The 18,061-nt window shown below is 69.3% G+C and carries 16 protein-coding genes and 1 tRNA gene; 7 read left to right on the top strand and 10 right to left on the bottom strand.

The window, feature by feature from the left end:
- Positions 1-60 precede the first annotated feature (60 nt).
- Complete coding sequence (locus tag FGW37_RS08245) at positions 61-756, top strand: SIMPL domain-containing protein (protein WP_179080470.1); 696 nt, start codon at positions 61-63, stop codon at positions 754-756.
- 143 nt (positions 757-899) lie between these two features.
- The gene (gene pyk, locus FGW37_RS08240) at positions 900-2,321 is read left to right on the top strand and encodes a pyruvate kinase (RefSeq protein ID WP_179080469.1); all 1,422 of its coding nucleotides are present in this window, start codon (positions 900-902) and stop codon (positions 2,319-2,321) included.
- 10 nt (positions 2,322-2,331) lie between these two features.
- Here pyk and FGW37_RS08235 read toward each other — a convergent pair whose 3' ends face one another.
- Together FGW37_RS08235 and FGW37_RS08230 are read right to left on the bottom strand one after the other, a co-directional pair.
- Positions 2,332-3,096 (bottom strand): helix-turn-helix domain-containing protein, encoded by a 765-nt coding sequence (locus FGW37_RS08235; protein ID WP_246430741.1) that lies wholly within the window; start codon positions 3,094-3,096, stop codon positions 2,332-2,334.
- 129 nt (positions 3,097-3,225) lie between these two features.
- Positions 3,226-3,298 (bottom strand) — tRNA-Leu (locus tag FGW37_RS08230).
- A 101-nt stretch (positions 3,299-3,399) separates the two neighbouring features.
- Here FGW37_RS08230 and FGW37_RS08225 point away from each other — a divergent pair.
- Positions 3,400-4,050 (top strand): ANTAR domain-containing response regulator, encoded by a 651-nt coding sequence (locus FGW37_RS08225; protein WP_058044893.1) that lies wholly within the window; start codon positions 3,400-3,402, stop codon positions 4,048-4,050.
- 53 nt (positions 4,051-4,103) lie between these two features.
- On the opposite strand, the gene FGW37_RS08220 is transcribed toward FGW37_RS08225, so the two are convergent.
- The 8 genes from FGW37_RS08220 to FGW37_RS08185 all read right to left on the bottom strand — a co-directional run bounded on the left by FGW37_RS08220 (position 4,104) and on the right by FGW37_RS08185 (position 13,429).
- Positions 4,104-4,820, bottom strand: coding sequence for an ABC transporter ATP-binding protein (locus FGW37_RS08220; RefSeq protein ID WP_179080468.1), 717 nt, complete (start codon positions 4,818-4,820; stop codon positions 4,104-4,106).
- Positions 4,817-5,692: an ABC transporter ATP-binding protein gene (locus FGW37_RS08215; RefSeq protein WP_179080467.1), complete on the bottom strand. Its 876-nt coding sequence runs from the start codon at positions 5,690-5,692 to the stop codon at positions 4,817-4,819. Before FGW37_RS08215 ends, FGW37_RS08220 begins: the two co-directional genes overlap by 4 nt.
- A complete protein-coding gene (locus FGW37_RS08210; protein ID WP_246430740.1) occupies positions 5,689-7,512 on the bottom strand; it encodes a branched-chain amino acid ABC transporter permease in 1,824 nt (607 codons plus the stop codon). The genes FGW37_RS08215 and FGW37_RS08210 overlap by 4 nt, the downstream gene beginning before the upstream one ends.
- 5 nt (positions 7,513-7,517) lie before the next feature.
- A complete protein-coding gene (locus FGW37_RS08205) occupies positions 7,518-8,450 on the bottom strand; it encodes a branched-chain amino acid ABC transporter permease (protein WP_179080465.1) in 933 nt (310 codons plus the stop codon).
- A 125-nt stretch (positions 8,451-8,575) separates the two neighbouring features.
- Complete coding sequence (locus tag FGW37_RS08200; protein WP_179080464.1) at positions 8,576-9,814, bottom strand: branched-chain amino acid ABC transporter substrate-binding protein; 1,239 nt, start codon at positions 9,812-9,814, stop codon at positions 8,576-8,578.
- Between the two features lie 302 nt (positions 9,815-10,116).
- Positions 10,117-10,503 carry a hypothetical protein gene (locus FGW37_RS08195; protein ID WP_179080463.1) on the bottom strand — a complete coding sequence of 129 codons (387 nt, stop codon included), beginning with the start codon at positions 10,501-10,503 and terminating at the stop codon, positions 10,117-10,119.
- 61 nt (positions 10,504-10,564) lie between these two features.
- Positions 10,565-11,026 (bottom strand): PaaI family thioesterase, encoded by a 462-nt coding sequence (locus FGW37_RS08190; protein WP_179080462.1) that lies wholly within the window; start codon positions 11,024-11,026, stop codon positions 10,565-10,567.
- Positions 11,027-11,092: 66 nt separating this feature from the next.
- On the bottom strand, positions 11,093-13,429 hold the full coding sequence (locus FGW37_RS08185) for an FdhF/YdeP family oxidoreductase (RefSeq protein ID WP_179080461.1): 2,337 nt from the start codon (positions 13,427-13,429) through the stop codon (positions 11,093-11,095).
- Positions 13,430-13,637: 208 nt separating this feature from the next.
- On the opposite strand from FGW37_RS08185, the gene polA reads away from it, so the two are divergent.
- The 4 genes from polA to FGW37_RS08165 all read left to right on the top strand — a co-directional run bounded on the left by polA (position 13,638) and on the right by FGW37_RS08165 (position 17,901).
- Positions 13,638-16,373 carry a DNA polymerase I gene (polA, locus tag FGW37_RS08180; protein WP_179080460.1) on the top strand — a complete coding sequence of 912 codons (2,736 nt, stop codon included), beginning with the start codon at positions 13,638-13,640 and terminating at the stop codon, positions 16,371-16,373.
- Between the two features lie 143 nt (positions 16,374-16,516).
- Positions 16,517-16,651 (top strand): SPW_0924 family protein, encoded by a 135-nt coding sequence (locus FGW37_RS08175; RefSeq protein WP_179080459.1) that lies wholly within the window; start codon positions 16,517-16,519, stop codon positions 16,649-16,651.
- 15 nt (positions 16,652-16,666) lie between these two features.
- Positions 16,667-17,698: a cell envelope lipid trafficking protein PgfA gene (gene pgfA, locus FGW37_RS08170; RefSeq protein ID WP_179080458.1), complete on the top strand. Its 1,032-nt coding sequence runs from the start codon at positions 16,667-16,669 to the stop codon at positions 17,696-17,698.
- Positions 17,695-17,901: a hypothetical protein gene (locus FGW37_RS08165; RefSeq protein WP_179080457.1), complete on the top strand. Its 207-nt coding sequence runs from the start codon at positions 17,695-17,697 to the stop codon at positions 17,899-17,901. Before pgfA ends, FGW37_RS08165 begins: the two co-directional genes overlap by 4 nt.
- Positions 17,902-18,061: the final 160 nt, after the last annotated feature.

The following is an 18,061-nucleotide window of genomic DNA, read 5'->3' as shown; positions in this document are numbered from 1 at the left end:
GGTTGCGATCCGATGACTCCCCGCTGGCCCCGCCACCCCGCCACAGCCGACACTGACCCCATGACCGCACCCGAACTCCTGCCCTACGGCACCCCCGAAACCCCCCGCCTCTCCGTCCGCGGCGAAGCCCACCTCCAAGTCGACCCCGAAATCGCCCGCCTCAGCATCGCCGTCACCGCACGCGGCACCGACCGCACCACCACCCTCCAAGACCTCACACACCGCAACACCCAAGCCCTCAACCTCCTCAAGTCCCACAGCAACGCCGTAGAAAAAATCGAGACCGGACTCGTCACCATCGCCCCACAACTCACCGAAAAAGGCCGCCACGAGCGCATCCGCTCCTACCACGGCAGCGTCTACATCACCGCCACCCTCACGGACTTCACCATCCTCGGCGAACTCACCACCCGCATCGCCGAACTCCCCTTCACCCGCGTCACCGGCCCCTGGTGGGCCCTACGCCCCCACTCACCCGCCCACGCCGAGGCCCGCCGCCGCGCCGTCCAAGAAGCCGTCCAGCGCGCCCGCGAATACGCCGCCGCCCTCGGCGCCGAACTCACGGCCCTCCTCGAACTCGCCGACGACGGCGCCGAACACACCGGCCACGCCGCGCCGCCCGGCGGCATACGCAGGGCCCGCGCCGGCGGCTACGCAGGCGCCGCCCCCGCACCCGAACTGGACCTCGAACCCCAGCAACAGAGCGTCCACGCCCAGGTCAGCGCCCGCTTCGCGATAACCCCGCCCCGGCTCTGACACGGCCGAGCACAGACCCCAGAAGTGCTCATCAGAGCGCGCACGCGCCCATTCACTCGTTGTCAAAAACCTTTTACCCAAAGGCCGTTGGGCTGTCGCCGCCGACGGATTCGCTACCCACTGGTAGGTCGTAAGGTCGAGACATGCGCCGAGCAAAAATCGTCTGCACCCTCGGGCCCGCCACCGACTCGTACGAGCAGATCAAGGCACTCGTCGACGCCGGCATGGACGTCGCCCGCTTCAACCTCAGCCACGGCACCTACGCCGACCACGAGGCCCGCTACCAGCGCGTACGCAAGGCCGCCGCAGAGGCCGGCCGCAGCGTCGGCGTCCTCGCCGACCTTCAAGGCCCGAAGATCCGCCTCGGCCGCTTCCACGAAGGCCCCGTACTCCTTGAACGCGGCGACGAATTCACCATCACCGTCGAACCCGTCGAAGGCGACCGCCACACCTGCGGCACCACCTACGACGGCCTCGCCGCCGACGTCAGCAAAGGCGAACGCATCCTCGTCGACGACGGCCGCGTCACCCTCGAAGTAACAGAGGTCGACGGCCCGCGCGTACGGGCCATCGTCATCGAAGGCGGCATGGTCTCCGACCACAAGGGCCTCAACCTCCCCGGCGTCGCCGTCTCCGTCCCCGCCCTCTCCGACAAGGACGTCGAAGACCTGCGCTGGGCCCTCGGCATCGGCGCCGACATCATCGCCCTGTCCTTCGTCCGCAGCGCGGACGACATCGTCGACGTCCACCGCGTCATGGACGAGGAAGGCCACCGCCTCCCCGTCATCGCCAAGATCGAGAAGCCGCAGGCCGTCGAGAACCTGGACGGCATCGTCGCCGCCTTCGACGGCATCATGGTCGCCCGCGGCGACCTCGGCGTCGAAATGCCCCTGGAGACCGTCCCGATCGTCCAGAAGCGAGCCATCAAACTCGCAAAGCGCAACGCCAAGCCGGTCATCGTGGCGACACAGATGCTCGACTCGATGATCGACGCATCCCGCCCCACCCGCGCGGAGGCCTCGGACGTCGCGAACGCCGTCATCGACGGCACGGACGCGGTCATGCTCAGCGGCGAGACGAGCGTCGGCAAGTACCCCGTGGAGACGGTCAAGACCATGGGCCGCATCGTGACCGCGGCGGAGGAGGATCTGCTGGCCAAGGGCCTGCCACCCCTGACCGAGCGGAGCAAGCCCCGTACCCAGGGCGGCTCGGTGGCACGCGCGGCCGCCGAGATGGGCGACTTCCTGGAGGCGAAGTTCCTGGTCGCCTTCACCCAGTCCGGCGACACGGTACGCAGGCTGTCGCGCTACCGCTCCCCGATCCCGTTGCTGGCGTTCACACCGGAGGCGGCGACGGCGGCGCAACTGAGCCTGACGTGGGGCGTGGAGACGTTCCTGGGGCCGATGGTGCAGACGACGGACGAGATGGTCGACCAGGTCGACGAGTACCTGCTGCGGATCGGGCGCTGCCGGAAGGGTGACCGGGTGATCATCACGGCGGGCTCCCCGCCGGCGACGCCTGGCACGACGAATATGGTGCGGGTGCACCATATTGGTGAGGAGTAGGCGTACTTCGTCAGTACTTGGGCCCGATGTGGGCGTCCATGAGGGCGACGGATGCCTTGCGGGCGACAGATATGTTGAAGGGGTCGCTGCCGCGGGCCAGCGTGGTCCACTCGACGCCCACCTTGGTGAGAGTGTCGCAGTACAACTTGCGGATGTCGTCGGACTTGTTGGTGAACATGTACCTCGGGTACTCGTAGCGCTTGCGCGCTCCGTTCACCATCCTGGTGGTCCAGTTCGTGACCCTGCATCCATCGGAGTGGATGAGTCCTCGTAAGAACTCCCAGGGATGAGCATCCACGATGCCCTGCTGCCAGTCCTCCAAGGCGATACGTCGCTCATGCTTCTTGCCCGGCCCGTGCTGGGGAAACATGCATGGCCAGTGTGCTGAGTAGGACTTCACCTCCGTGCAGCCCTTCTTCTGCCGCCTGCCGGTGCTGGGAAGCGCCATGACCTTCTGCATGGCCTCCTCGGCTGCATCGATCAGGCCGGGCCATACGTCGCCGCAGTAGATGGACAGGTGGTTCTGTTTGGGCTTCGCGATGATGTGGCCATCGCCGAGGTAGAGACCGAGGAGGTAGGAGTAGGCCCGGTGGTCGAACGCCCGACCAGTGCATCTGGGGCAATCCGTCGGGCGTACGAACGATTCGCCCCTGCGTCTCCGGTCCTCGGACATCCACCAGCCGACAGTGCCGCGGGGGATGCCCAGCCTTTCGGCCACGATGCGGTTCGGTACGCCGTCCCTCATCAGACTTACGGCGCGATTGCGCGTCTCCATGTCGTACACAGAGACGAGCTTCGGTGAGGCGCCGCACCGGAAGACAGGATTCGAAGGTTCGTTCACCCTGACGAGCGAAGATCCCCTCGCGGCGAGAACCGATTGGCGACCTTGGAAAAGAAGGGAAAGTGCCCCGAGTCGGATTCGAACCGACGCTGAATGGGTTTTGAATCCATGGCCTCTACCGCTGGGCTATCGGGGCTAGCCTATGAAACCAAGGTTAGCGGAATCCCGCCGTGCGTCAAACATACCGCAGCTAGGTAGGCTCATGGGGCAGCACCTTGCCCTGGAACGAGGAGACCCGTGACCGCCGCCGAGCCCACGCCGCCCGTCGACGACGAGCCGCAGCACACCCCTCCGCATGTCACCCGTGTCGTGATCGCCGAGGACGAGGCCCTGATCCGTCTTGACCTCAAAGAGATGCTCGAGGAAGAGGGCTACTCCGTCGTGGGCGAGGCGGGCGACGGCGAGACCGCGGTCGCGCTGGCCCGGGAGCACCGTCCCGACCTGGTGATCCTCGACGTGAAGATGCCCGTCCTGGACGGGATCTCCGCCGCCGAGCAGATCGCCCGCGATTCGATCGCGCCCGTGCTGATGCTGACCGCCTTCTCCCAGCGCGAGCTGGTCGAGCGGGCCCGGGACGCCGGGGCCATGGCGTACCTCGTCAAGCCCTTCAGCAAGAGCGACGTCGTCCCGGCCATCGAGATGGCCGTCTCCCGCTTCACTGAGCTGAAGGCCCTGGAGAAGGAGGTCGCGGACCTCTCCCAGCGGCTGGAGACGCGCAAGCTGGTCGACCGTGCGAAGAGCATTCTGCAGACGCAGTACGGGCTGACCGAGCCGGCGGCCTTCCGCTGGATCCAGAAGACGTCGATGGACCGCCGTCTGTCGATGCAGCAGGTCGCCGAGGCGGTCATCGAGGACGCCGAGGAGAAGAAGGCGGCGAAGGGGCAGTAGCCCAGGCCGTAACGTGAGCGAGGGCCCGTGTCCGTACCGGACGCGGGCCCTCGTCAGTCTTCGCCCAGGTACGCCTTGCGTACCGACTCGTCGTGGAGGAGGTCCGCCCCCGTCCCGGAGAGGACGATCTTCCCGATCTCCATGACGTGGCCGCGGTCGGCCAGGGAGAGCGCGGCCCGCGCGTTCTGCTCGACGAGCAGGATCGTGGTGCCGGAGGCCCGGAGCTCGGTGATCGTGGCCATGATCCGCTGCATCATGATCGGCGAGAGGCCCATGGAGGGCTCGTCGAGCATGAGGAGCTTGGGGCGGGACATCAGGGCCCGGCCCATGGCGAGCATCTGCTGTTCGCCTCCGGAGAGCGTGCCGGCGGCCTGGCGTGCGCGTTCGCCGAGGATGGGGAAGAGGTCGTAGACGCGCTGCACGTCCTGTGCGATTCCGGCGGTGTCCTTGCGGAGGAACGCTCCGAGCTGGAGGTTTTCGGCGATGGTGAGGCGGGGGAAGATGTGCCGGCCTTCGGGGGAGTGGGCGAGGCCGAGGGCGACGACGCGGTGGGCGGGGACTCCGGTCAGTGGCCGGCCTTCGAAGCGGATGGTGCCGTCGAGGGGCTTGAGGAGTCCGGAGAGGGTGCGCAGGGTGGTGGTCTTGCCGGCGCCGTTGGTGCCAATGAGGGTGACGACCTGGCCGGCTTCGACGGTGAACGAGATGCCTTTGACGGCTTCGATCTTGCCGTAGGCGACGCGGAGGTTGTGGACTTCGAGGAGGGCGGTCACCGCTCGTCTCCTTCCTCCGTGCGGGCTTCGGCGGCGGCTACTTCGGCGGCTTCTTCTTCTCCGGGGGCGCCTTCGAAGGGGGTGCCGAGGTAGGCGGCGATGACGCGTTCGTCGGCTTGGACGGCGTCGGAGGTGCCTTCGGTGAGTTTCTCGCCTTGGACGAGGACGGCGACGCGGTCGCAGAGGTTGAAGATGAATCGCATGTCGTGCTCGATGACGAGGACGGCGGTTCCTTGGGTGCGGATCGCGCGGACGAGTGTTTCGGTGGCGCGGGTTTCCTGGGGGTTCATTCCGGCGGTGGGTTCGTCGAGGAGGAGGAGCCCTGGGTCGCTGGCGAGGGCGCGTGCGATCTCCAGTTTGCGTTGTTCGCCGTAGGGGAGGTTGCGGGCGAGGTGGTCGCGTTTGGCGGCGAGGCCGGTGAAGGCCAGGAGTTCCATGGCGCGTTCTTCGGAGGCTTGTTCGGCGCGGCGGAATGCGGGGCCGCGTAGGAGGGCGGAGAAGAGGCCTTCTTTGGTGCGGGTGTGGCGGCCGACGAGGACGTTTTCCAGGACGGTCATGTTGGCGAAGAGTCGGATGTTCTGGAAGGTGCGTGCGATGCCGGCTTTGGTGACGAGGTGGGGTTTGGGCGGGAGGGTGACGCCCTGGAAGGCGACGGTGCCTTCGGTGGGGACGTAGAGGCCGGTGAGGCAGTTGAAGAAGGTGGTTTTTCCTGCGCCGTTGGGTCCGATGAGGCCGACGATTTCGTTGCGGTGGACGGTGAGGTCGACGTTGCGGACGGCGGTGAGGCCGCCGAAGCGCATGGTGACGCCGGTGGCGGTCAGGGCGGGTGCGTCGGCGGGTGCCTGAGCGGGGGCGGCGGCGGTGGTGGTCATGGTGTGGACGCCTCCGCGTGCGTGAGGGTGCTGCTGCCGCCGGTGGTTCCTTCGTGGAATTCGAGCTGGCGGCGGCGGTCGGGGATGAGTCCTTCGGGGCGGAAGCGCATGAGGAGGATGAGGGCGGCGCCGAAGGCGAGCAGTTGGTAGTCGTGGAGGAACTGGAGTTTGGCGGGGATGAGGTAGAGGAGGGCGGCGCCGAGGAGGGGGCCGCTGATGGTGCCCATGCCGCCGAGGATGACGGCTGCGAGGAGGAAGGCGGAGTTGGGCGGTACGGGGCCGGCGAAGACGTATTGCTCGGGGACGACGGTGTAGGCGACGTGGGCTTGGACGGTGCCGGCGAGTCCGGCGAGGGTGGCGCCGAGGGCGAAGGCGAGGAGTTTGAGCCGGAAGCCGTTGATGCCCATGGCGGTGGCGGCGGTTTCGTCTTCGCGGATGGCGATCCAGGCGCGTCCGATGCGGGAGTTGCCGGCGCGGCTGAAGACGAGGACGACGAGGACGGTGAAGAGCAGCATGAGGAGGTAGTAGTTGGCGAAGGGGTTGAGGGTGATGGCGCCGAGGGTGTGGGTTTCGCCGAAGTCGTAGCCGAAGAGGGCGAGGTCGGGGATGTTGGGGATGCCGTTGGGTCCGTTGGTGAGGGAGGGGCCGGATTCGCCGTTGAGGTTGCCGACGGTGATGCGGAAGATTTCTCCGAATCCGAGAGTGACGATGGCGAGGTAGTCGCCGCGCAGGCGGAGGGTGGGGGCTCCGATGACGACGCCGAAGATGAGTGAGGCGGCGGCTCCGGTGAGGACGGCGGCCCAGAAGGGGAAGTGGACGTCGAGGGTGGATGCGGTGGTGCCGGAGACGAGGGCGGCGGTGTAGGCGCCGACGCCGAGGAAGGCGACGTAGCCGAGGTCGAGGAGGCCGGCGAGGCCGACGACGACGTTGAGGCCGAGGGCGACGGTGGAGAAGATCAGGATGTTGACGGCGATGAGGGTGTACTGGTCGGTGTCCTGGGTGAGGGGGAAGAGGGCTGCGGCGGCGAAGGCGGCGGTGATGGTGGGGGTGCGGTGCTTGGTGGTGAGGGTGGTGAGTCGTTTGATGAGCCCGGCTCGGGCGAGGGCTGCGGTGCCGAGGCCGGCGAGGAGCAGGAAGCCTGTGAAGAGTTCTCCGTATGCGGTGCCGATGCCGTAGGTGACCAGGCCGAGGGCGAGGCCGAAGGTTGCGGCGATGACGAGGATCTCGGCCCAGGGGGGCAGGGGCCGGGCTGGTGGTGGTTGCCGGTCGGTGGGGCCCGGGCGGATGGTGCGGAGGACGGCGCGGAGGGGGGCTCCGGTGCGGGTGGTGCTCAGGGGGCTGGTGGGCGGGTAGGAGTCGGTGGTGCGCCGGTCGAGGGGGAGGGCGAGGGCGCCGAGGAGGGTGAGGAGGGTGGCGAGGGCGGCGGCGTATCCGCCGGGTTCGAGGTTGACGAGTCCGCCGAGCTGTACGGCGATGGCGATGAGTGTGTACCAGGTGGTGGCGAGGGTGGCTGTGGCCAGGAGTGCGGTGGGGTTGTGGCTGCGGGCGGGGTTGAGCCAGCGGAGGCCTGGGATGTTCCAGGTGGTGAGGGTGTAGGCGAGGGTGAGGAGGGCGCCGGTGAGGGTGAGGAGTTGGAGGCCGCCGGGGTAGCCGGTGACGGTGAGGTTGCCGGGGAAGTCGGTGGTCCAGGTCCAGGAGAGGTAGGTGGAGGCGGCGCTGAGGACGGCTCCGGTGGTGGTGAGGATGCGGGCGGTGGCGAGGGGGAGGGGGATGAGGGGGGTTGTCTCGGTGGTGGGGGCTGCGGTCTTGTGTGGGTTCATCGTGCTCACGCCCGATCCGCGACTCGTTCGCCGAGTAGCCCTTGGGGCCTGATGAGGAGGACGAGGATGAGGAGGGCGAAGGCCCATACGTCCTTCCAGCCGCCTCCGCCGAGTTGCTGCATTCCGGGGATGTGCTGGATGTAGGTGGAGGCGGCGGCTTCGGCGATGCCGAGGACGACTCCGCCGAGCATGGCGCCGTAGATGTTGCCGATGCCGCCGAGGACGGCGGCGGTGAAGGCTTTGAGGCCGAGGATGAAGCCCATTTCGAAGTTGATTTGTCCGGCGCGGAGGCCTGCGGCGACTGCGGCGACGGCGGCGAAGGCGCCGCCGATGGCGAAGGCGAGGACGATGATGCGGTCGGTGTTGATGCCCATGAGTTTTGCGGTGTCCGGGTCCTGGGCGGTGGCTTGCATGGCGCGGCCGGTGCGGCTTCCGGCGACGAAGTAGCCGAGGGCGAGCATGCACAGGGGTGCGGCGAGGAGGACGAAGACGTCGTCGCGCTGGATGTGGATGTTGCCGGCGAGTTCGAAGGCGTCGCCTTGGAACTGGGGGAAGCCGCGGGATTTCTTGGCGTCGGGGTAGAAGGCCCAGACGAGTTGCTGGAGGGCGATGGACAGGCCGATGGCGGTGATGAGGGGGGCGAGCCTGGGGGCGTTGCGCAGGGGCCGGTAGGCGAAGCGTTCGGCGGCGGTGGCGACGGCGACGGAGGCGAGGGCGCCGCCGATGAGCATGAGGGGGAGGGCGGCGGAGAGGGGGGTGCCGGCGGGAAGCCACAGGTGGACGCTGAGGGCGCCGAAGCCCCCGATCATGACGATCTCGCCGTGGGCGAAGTTGATGAGCTGGACGATGCCGTAGACCATGGTGTACCCGATGGCGATGAGGCCGTAGAGGGCACCGAGGGCGAGACCGTTGACCAGCGTTTGCGGCAGTTGGTGCACCGCTGGGCCTCCGATGCGGGTGTCGGATGTGGGTCCGCGCGAGGGCGTGGGGTGCGTCCTCGCGCGGTGGGTGCGGTTTTCCGCTTCAGTGCCCGGGAGGGCCTGGAAGGGCCTAGGGGGGCTGTTCAGTCCTTGAAGGTGGCGCTCTTGAGGGACTGCCAGGCGTCGCCCTTGACCTGGTAGACGGTCAGTTGTTTGTTGGTGGTGTCTCCGTATTCGTCGAAGGAGACCTTGCCGGTCACGCCTTCGAAGGAGACTTCGCCCATGGCTTCGGTGACTTTCGCGCGGGCGTTTGCGGGGAGTTTCCCGTTGTTGTCGGCGACGGCTTTCTTGACGGCTTGGATGATGGCCCAGGCTGCGTCGTAGGAGTAGCCGCCGTAGGCCGCGTAGGGGTCTTTGTAGGCGGCGTCCTTGTAGTTCTGGACGAAGGTCTTGGCGGAGTCGAGGCCTTCGACGGGATAGCCGACGGAGGTGCCGAGGTCGCCGTCGTTGTTCTCGCTGGAGGCTTTGATGAAGGCGGGGTCGTAGACGCCGTCGCCGCCCATGAGGGGGATGCGGGCCCCGGTTTTCTTCACCTGGTCGGAGAGGAGGCCGCCTTCGGGGTACTGGCCGCCGTAGTAGACGATGTCCGCGCCGCTGATTTTGACTTTGTTGGCGACGCTGGAGAAGTCGGTCTCTTTGACGGTGATGTGGTCGGTGCCGACGACTTCGCCGCCGAGGCGTTTGAATTCCTGGGCGAAGATGGAGGCGAGGCCGACGCCGTAGGTCTGTTTGTCGTCGACGACGAAGACTTTCTTCTTCTTGGCGTCCTTGTAGGCGTACTGTGCGGCGAAGCGGCCTTGGATGATGTCGGTGGTGGCGGTGCGGAAGTAGGTTTTGAAGGGGCGTTTTTTCTCTCCCTTGAGCCAGTTGTCGCCCTGGCTGAGCTCGGGGCTGGTGTTGGCGGGGGAGACCTGGGTGAGGTCGGCGCGGGCGAAGACGCCTTGCATGGACTGGGCGACGCCGGAGTTGAGGGGGCCGACGACGCCGAGGACGGTCTTGTCGGCGACGAGTTTGGTGGCGTTCTGCTGGCCGGAGGCGGGGACGGCCTGGTCGTCGAGGGCCTCGGTCTTGAAGGTGACGCCCTGGACCTCTTTGTTCTTGTTGGCGGTGCGGGCGGCGAGGTCGACGGAGTTCTTGATGCCCTGGCCGAGGGCGGACAGGGAGCCGGTCAGCGGGGCGTCGACACCGATCACGACGGTGGTCTGTTTGCCGCTGCCCTCGTTGTCGTCGCTCTTGCCGCCGTCGCGTGAGCCGCAGGCGCTCAGGGCGAGCGTGCCGACGGCGAGGGTGCTGGTGAGGATGAGCAGGGGACGGTGGCGCACGGTGTGTCCTTTCCCCGGCGGGGTGGTGACTGGCCGTGACTCTAGGGGGGTGCGGCGGCGGGGGGCAGAGGTGCTGGCCATGATGTGACTGTCTTGTTATGACGCAGATCACTTCTGGGGAGTTTTGTGTAGCAGCCGTGAGTGAATGATCTTCGCGGATGGTGATTTGTCCCCCGAGTGCGGAGCCAGAAAGTGCAGTTCCGCTAAGCAGTCGAGGGCGCGGGAAGGGGTGGACGGGCCGCGAGGAGCGTGGTCCTGCCGACGGTGCTACGTTTCCCGCACTGCGTGGCGATTACACACGGTCACGTGGGAGGGCGCCAGTTCTCCGAGCTGCGGGTGGCCCCGCCCGCGGCCTCGCAGCGCTGCCGGGCCTGGCGGCGGACCAGTTCGAGGGCCGCGGCGGTCCCGTGCCTGCGCTGTTCGCCGCGGGCCGCCTGCACGATGTCGTCGTAGAGGACGAACTGCTCGTTGGACAGGCCCTTCTGCTCCCAGTCGAGCCCGGCCCCCTTGCCGCCGGTGAGATCCTGCTCGGCCCAGTACGAGATGAGCTTGGTGCACAGCTGCACGGGGGAGTCGGGCGTGGGGGAGCGCGGGGCCGGGCCGGCCGCGGAGTCCCCGCAGCCGGCCAGGGCGGCGGCCGTCAGCAGCAGTGATGCGCCGGCCAGCCGGCGGCGCGAAGGTGCCCGCATGCGGGCACGGTAGAGCGCCCCGGCGGGCGCGGGAAGGTGCTGCGGGGCGCGCAGGCGGGCGTCAGGCCGTTTCGGCGTCGCGCAGGATGCAGGTGAGGCGCGCGGAGCACACGCGCTTGTCGTTCTCGTCGCTCACGACGATCTCGTAGGTGGCGGTGGTGCGCCCGCGGTGGACGGGGGTGGCGACGCCGGTCACCATGCCGGAGCGGACGCCCCGGTGGTGGGTGCAGTTGAGGTCGACGCCGACGGCGATCCGGGAGGGGCCGCCGTGCAGCATGGCGCCGACGGAGCCGAGGGTCTCGGCGAGCACGGCGGAGGCGCCGCCGTGCAGCAGACCGTAGGGCTGGGTGTTGCCCTCGACGGGCATGGTGCCGACCACGCGCTCCGGGGAGGCCTCGACGACCTGCACGCTCATGCGTTCGCCGAGGTGCCCGGCGGAGAAGAGGGCGGGCAGGTCGAGCCCGCTGCCGGACCACTGGTCCAGGACCTCCTGCGGAAACGTGGTCTTGCCGTGCTCGCCCATGCGTCGTGCTCCGATCACCCTCGGCCGTTGTGGTGTGAACGTTTTTTCAGTTCAACGGCCTTGCCGTCAACCGGCCCGGTCGTCCTTGTGCCCGGCCCGTGCCGACAGCGAACCGTCCTGTTCCGCCTGCTCCGCCTTTTCGATCCTGATGACCAGGGACTTGCTGGCGGGGGTGTTGCTGGTGTCGGCGGTGTGGTCGAGCGGGACCAGGACGTTGGTCTCCGGGTAGTAGGCGGCGGCGCAGCCGCGGGCGGTCGGGTAGTGGACGATGCGGAAGCCGGCGGCGCGGCGTTCGGTGCCGTCGGTCCACTCGCTGACGAGGTCGGCGTAGGAGCCGTCGGCCAGGTCGAGTTCGCGGGCGTCCTCGGGGCTGACGAGGACGACGCGCCGGCCGTTCTTGATGCCGCGGTAGCGGTCGTCGAGGCCGTAGATCGTGGTGTTGTACTGGTCGTGGGAGCGGAGCGTCTGCAGCAGCAGGCGGCCTTCGGGGAGGCGGGGGTATTCGACCGGTGCGGCGGTGAAGTTGGCCTTGCCGGTGGCGGTCGGGAAGCGGCGCTCGTCGCGGGGCGCATGGGGCAGGGTGAAGCCGCCGGGGTGGGCGACGCGGGCGTTGAAGTCCTCGAAGCCGGGGATGACGCGTGCGATGCGGTCGCGGATCGTGCCGTAGTCCCGCTCGAAGGCCTCCCACGGGGTGGTGGAGGCCGCGCCGAGGACGCGCCGGGCCAGGCGGCAGACGATGGCGGGTTCGGAGAGGAGGTGGGGGCTCGCGGGCTTCAGGCCGCCGCGGGAGGCGTGGACCATGCCCATGGAGTCCTCGACGGTGACGAACTGCTCGCCGCCGGCCTGCCGGTCGCGCTCGGTGCGGCCGAGCGTGGGCAGGATGAGGGCGCGGGCGCCCGTGACCACGTGGGAGCGGTTGAGCTTGGTCGACACGTGCACGGTGAGGCGGGCGCGGCGCACGGCGGCCTCGGTGACGTCGGTGTCGGGGGTGGCGGAGACGAAGTTGCCGCCCATGGCGAAGAAGACCTTGGCCTGCCCGTCGCGGAGCGCACGGATGGCGCGGACGACGTCAAGGCCGTGCTCGCGCGGCGGGGTGAAGCCGAATTCCTTTTCCAGGGCGTCGAGGAACGCCGGTGCGGGGCGTTCGAAGATGCCCATGGTGCGGTCGCCCTGGACGTTGCTGTGGCCGCGGACGGGGCAGACGCCGGCGCCGGGGCGGCCGATGTCCCCGCGCAGCAGCAGGAGGTTGACGACCTCCTTGATGGTGGGTACGGCGTGCTTGTGCTGGGTCAGGCCCATGGCCCAGCAGACGATGGTGCGCTTCGATGCCAGGACCATGCCGAGCGCCTGCTCGATCTCCGCCCGGCTCAGGCCCGTGGCCCGCAGGGTCTCGTCCCAGCCGGTGGCGAGCGCGGTGTCGCGGAAGTCCTCGAATCCGTGGGTGTGTTCGCGTACGAAGCCGGTGTCGACCGCGCCCTCGGTCTGCAGGACGAGCTTGTTGAGGATGCGGAAGAGTGCTTGGTCGCCGCCGAGGCGGATCTGCAGGAACAGGTCGGTCAGGGCGGTGCCGGCGCCGGCGAGGCCGCGGGCGTTCTGCGGGTTCTTGAAGCGTTCCAGGCCCGCTTCGGGGAGCGGGTTGACCGTGATGATCTTCGTTCCGCCGCGCTTGGCCTTCTCCAGGGCGCTGAGCATGCGCGGGTGGTTGGTGCCCGGGTTCTGCCCGGCGACGATGATCAGGTCGGCTTTGTAGAGGTCCTCCAGGAGGACGCTGCCCTTGCCGATGCCGATGGTCTCCGACAGCGCCGAGCCGGAGGACTCGTGGCACATGTTGGAGCAGTCGGGCAGGTTGTTGGTGCCGAACTCGCGGGCGAAGAGCTGGTAGAGGAAGGCGGCTTCGTTGCTGGTGCGGCCGGAGGTGTAGAAGACGGCCTCGTCGGGGGAGCCGAGGGCTGCGAGCTCCTCGCCGATGATGTCGAAGGCGCGCTCCCAGCTCACCGGCTCGTAGGCGTCGGAGCCCTCGGCCAGGTACATGGGTGTGGTCAGGCGGCCTTGCTGGCCGAGCCAGTAGCCGCTGCGGCCTGCGAGGTCGGAGACCGGGTGCCGGGCGAAGAAGTCGGGGGTGACGCGGCGCAGCGTGGCCTCTTCGGCGACGGCCTTGGCGCCGTTCTCGCAGAATTCGGCGGCATGGCGCTTGTCCGGCTCGGGCCAGGCGCAGCCGGGGCAGTCGAAGCCGTCCTTCTGGTTGACCTTGAGCAGGGTGAGGGCGGTGCGGCGGGCGCCCATCTGCTGGTGGGCGATGCGCAGGGAGTGGGCGACGGCGGGAAGCCCGGCGGCGGCGTGCTGCGGGGCGGTGACGTCCGGTGCGTCCTGGACGGGATCGCCGGTGGGGGGCTTGCCTGCCATGTCGCTCTCCCTTGAGCGGTCGGTGGTGCGCTGTCGCGTACGGGTCTTCCGTACGGATCTCACGGATCTCTCCGTATGGATCTTTGCGTGCGGATCTCTGCGTGCGGATCTCTGCGTTCGGCTCCGATCCTGTCACGGGGCGGAGGCGGGCGCCGGGGTGAGGTCGCCGTGGACGGGATTGTCAGTGGGCCGTGGCAGGATCGGGGGCGTGGCAGCAAAGGCAGTGAAGACGAACGAACCGACCGGCACCGAGGCAGCGGAGGGAGGTCGCCCCCGCCTGCTCCTCATGGACGGGCACTCGATGGCGTACCGGGCGTTCTTCGCGCTGCCCGCGGAGAATTTCACGACGGCCGCCGGGCAGACGACGAATGCGGTGTACGGCTTCGCGTCCATGCTGGCGAACACCCTCCGTGACGAGCAGCCCACGCACTTCGCCGTGGCGTTCGACGTGTCGCGCAAGACGTGGCGCTCCGAGGAGTTCCCGGAGTACAAGGCGACGCGTTCCAAGACGCCGGACGACTTCAAGGGCCAGGTGGAGCTGATCGGCGACATGCTGGATGCGATGAGCGTGCCGCGGTTCGCGGTCGACGGCTTCGAGGCCGACGACGTGATCGCCACGCTCGCCACGCAGGCGGAGGCGGAGGGCTTCCACGTCTCGATCGTCACCGGCGACCGCGATTCCTTCCAGCTCGTCTCCGACGACGTCACGGTGCTGTATCCGACGAAGGGCGTCTCGGAGCTCACCCGCTTCACCCCGGAGAAGGTGCAGGAGAAGTACGGCCTGACCCCCTCGCAGTACCCGGACTTCGCGGCCCTGCGCGGCGACCCGTCGGACAACCTGCCGGGCATCCCGGGCGTGGGCGAGAAGACGGCCGCGAAGTGGATCAACCAGTTCGGCTCCTTCGCCGGCCTGGTCGAGCGCGTCGAGGAGGTCAAGGGCAAGGCCGGGCAGAACCTCCGCGATCACCTGGAGGCCGTCAAGCTCAACCGCCGTCTGACGGAGATGGTGCGCGACGTCGAGCTGCCCGTGCGCCCGGAGGGGCTGCGCCGCGCGGCGTACGACCGCAAGGCGCTGATCGCGTTCCTGGAGGGCCTGGAGATCCGCAATCAGGGCCTGCGGGACCGGCTGCTGGCGGCCGACCCCGGTGCGGAGGCGGCGGAGGAGATCGTCCCCGAGGCCGGCGCCGAGGTGGACGGCACGGTGCTGGGTGCCGGCGAGCTCGCGCCGTGGCTGGCCGGGCACGGCTCGGCTCCGCTCGGCGTGGCCGTGGTCGACTCGTGGTCGCTGGGCAGCGGCCGGGTCGCGGAGATCGCGCTGGCGACGGGCGAGGGCCCGGCCGCGTGGTTCGACCCGGCCGAGCTGGACGAGGCCGACGAGCGGGCGTTCGCCGCGTGGAGCGCCGATGCGGGCGCGCCGAAGGTCATGCACGACGCCAAGTCCGCGATGCGGGTCTTCGCCGAGCACGGCTGGACCGTCGAGGGCGTCAGCATGGACACGGCGCTGGCCGCGTACCTCGTCAAGCCCGGGCGCCGCTCCTTCGCGCTGGACGCCCTGTCCGTGGAGTACCTGGGCCGCGAGCTGGCCACGGCCGCCGCGGGCGACGGCCAGCTGGCCTTCGGTGCGGACGAGCAGGCCGAGGCCGATGCGCTGATGGGCCGGGCCCGTACGGTCCTCGACCTGGGCGCGGCGTTCACCACGCGCCTGGAGGAGGTCGGCGCGGCGGAGCTGATGCGCAACGTGGAGCTGCCGACGAGCGCGCTGCTGGCCCGCATGGAGCGGGCGGGCATCGCCGCCGACCGCGGCTGGCTGGAGCGCATGGAGCAGCAGTTCGCGGCCGCGGTGCAGCAGGCCGTGCAGGAGGCGCACGCCGCGGCGGGCCGCGAGTTCAACCTGGGCTCCCCGAAGCAGCTGCAGGAGGTGCTCTTCGGAGAGCTGGGCCTGCCCAAGACCAAGAAGACCAAGACCGGGTACACCACGGACGCCGACGCCCTGGCCTGGCTCGCGGCGCAGACGGAGAACGAGCTCCCGGTGATCATGCTGCGTCACCGTGAGCAGTCGAAGCTGCGCTCCACGGTCGAGGGGCTGATCAAGTCGATCGCCCCCGGCGGCCGCATCCACACCACCTTCAACCAGACGGTGGCCGCCACGGGCCGGCTCTCCTCCACCGACCCCAACCTGCAGAACATCCCGGTGCGGACGGACGAGGGCCGGGCCATCCGCCGCGGCTTCGTCGTGGGCGAGGGCTTCGAGTCCCTGATGACCGCCGACTACAGCCAGATCGAGCTGCGCGTGATGGCCCACCTGTCGGAGGACGAGGGCCTGATCGAGGCGTTCAACTCCGGTGAGGACCTGCACACCACCGTCGCCTCCCAGGTCTTCGGCGTGGCCAAGGCCGAGGTCGACCCGGAGATGCGCCGGAAGATCAAGGCGATGTCGTACGGCCTCGCGTACGGCCTGTCGGCCTTCGGTCTGTCCCAGCAGCTGAACATCGCCCCGGGTGAGGCCGGCAAGCTGATGGACACCTTCTTCGAGCGCTTCGGCGGTGTGCGGGATTACCTGCAGCGGGTCGTCGTCGAGGCCCGCGCCACGGGCTACACCGAGACGGTGCTCGGCCGCCGCCGCTACCTCCCGGACCTCAACAGCGACAACCGCCAGCGCCGCGAGATGGCCGAGCGGATGGCGCTGAACGCCCCGATCCAGGGCACGGCCGCGGACATCGTCAAGATCGCGATGCTGCGGGTGGGCGAGGCGCTGGAGGCGGAGGAGCTCTCGTCCCGGATGCTCCTGCAGGTCCACGACGAAATCGTGCTGGAGATCGCGCCGGGCGAGCGGGAGGCCGTCGAGGCGCTGGTCCGCCGCGAGATGGCCGGGGCGGTGTCGCTGAGCGCGCCGCTGGACGTGTCGGTCGGCGTGGGGCGGGACTGGGAGTCCGCCGCGCACTGAGTGTGCCCGCGCGTGTGTGTACGGCCCCTCTCCTTTTCACGGGAGAGGGGCCGTACGCGTGGTTCTCATCTGCCGCGTGCGTTGCTACCGTGCCCACTCCTGACGCCTCGTCAGGTCCGGGTGATCCCGCCGGGAGGCTTCGCATGCGCGCACTGGCCGCCGCGGCCGTCGGACTGGCCGCCGCCCTCGCCCTGGTCCTCACCGTCACCGGGATCGGCCCGCCCGAGGGGACGACCTCCCCCCAGCCCCTGCTCACCTCCGCACCCGCACACCCCTGACGGGCCGGCCGCGCCGTGCGCCGCAGAGCGAGCCTCGTCCTTCTCGCGGTGGCCGTGTTCCTCGCGGCCCTCGCCCCGCTGCTGCGCTGGTACGCCTTCCCCCGCCTGGCCAAGGTCCCGGCGGGCAGCTACCAGACCGCCGTCCTGGAGGCGAAGGACGCGACCCTCCTCGACTACGCCCGCATGGAGCCCCGCACCGTCCCCAAGGTGACCCTCGTCCAGACGCTCAAAGGCAACGCCGAAGAGGCCCGCAAGGTCCGCCGCGAGAGCGGCCGCGACGTCGTCGTCTGGGACACCCTCACCCACATGGCCGGGCCCGACGGCGCGATGATCTCCCGGATACCCGAGCGGTATGTCTTCGACGCCCACAGCCAGCAGCCCGTGCACGCCGGCGGCGAGCACGTGGACGACACCCCCGTACGGCGCGACGGCATCGAATACAAGTGGCCCTTCCTCGTGGAGAAGCGCGACTACCGCTACTTCGACATGCAGACCCGCACCTCCGCGCCCATCCACTACCGGGGCACCCGCTCCTTCCACGGCCTGGACGTCTACTACTTCGAGCAGACCATCCCCTGGACCCGCGTCCCCCTGCCCCGGCGAATGCCCCTGGGCGTGACGCCCGAGACCGTCCGGCAGCTGGGGCTGGAGCGCTGGTACACCACCCGGCGCATGTTCTGGGTCGACCCCGTCACCGGCGCCCCCGTCAACGGCGAGGAGATCCACCGCGAGGAGCTGCGCTGGACCGGGCACCCGGAGAAGAAGCCGGTCACGGCCTTCGCCGGGCACGTGAAGATGCGCGCCGACTACGTCGACTCCACCGTCGCCCTCGTGACCTCCCAGCGGCGGCTCGTGCTCCTGCTGACCTCGTGGCTGCCGTGGGGGAGCGCGGTCCTGGGCGGCGCCCTGCTGGCCCTCGCCCTGTTCCTGGAAGCCCGCGCCCGCCCTCGTCGTGCATTTACCGGACAAAAGGAACACGATGGAGGGAAAATCGAGCGGCAGGCCCCGGGGAAAAGGGCCGCATGGAGCAGAGGAGGCTCGCCGTGAAGGAGAAGACGACGAAGGAGAAGACCGAGGACGGATCCACCGCGTCCCGGCCCAGGCAGCTGTACACCGGGGGCGAACGGCCGATCGACCCCGAGGACCTGGTCATGGCGTCCGGCCGGGACGTGACACCGGAACGGGTGGAGCGGGCGAAGCGGCTCATCGAGGAGAAGGGCTCGGCGGCGGTCGAGCGCTACCTCCCCTGAGGCGCCGTCGCCCTCCGGGCCGGTCCCGGAGGGTGACGCCGGCGGCCACCACTGTGGTGGCCCGCCGTTGCGGCGGAAGAAAGGTGCGCGGGAACCTTCCGCCGCGACGGCCGGCCGCCGCGAGCCACGACCTCTCCGGCGGGCCCGAAGCCTTTCCGCC

The organism is Streptomyces rectiverticillatus, from assembly GCF_013394065.1.
Taxonomy (GTDB): domain Bacteria; phylum Actinomycetota; class Actinomycetes; order Streptomycetales; family Streptomycetaceae; genus Streptomyces; species Streptomyces rectiverticillatus.
Note: the sequence above shows the minus strand (reverse complement) of the source record. Positions and strands in the feature narration are given on the sequence as shown.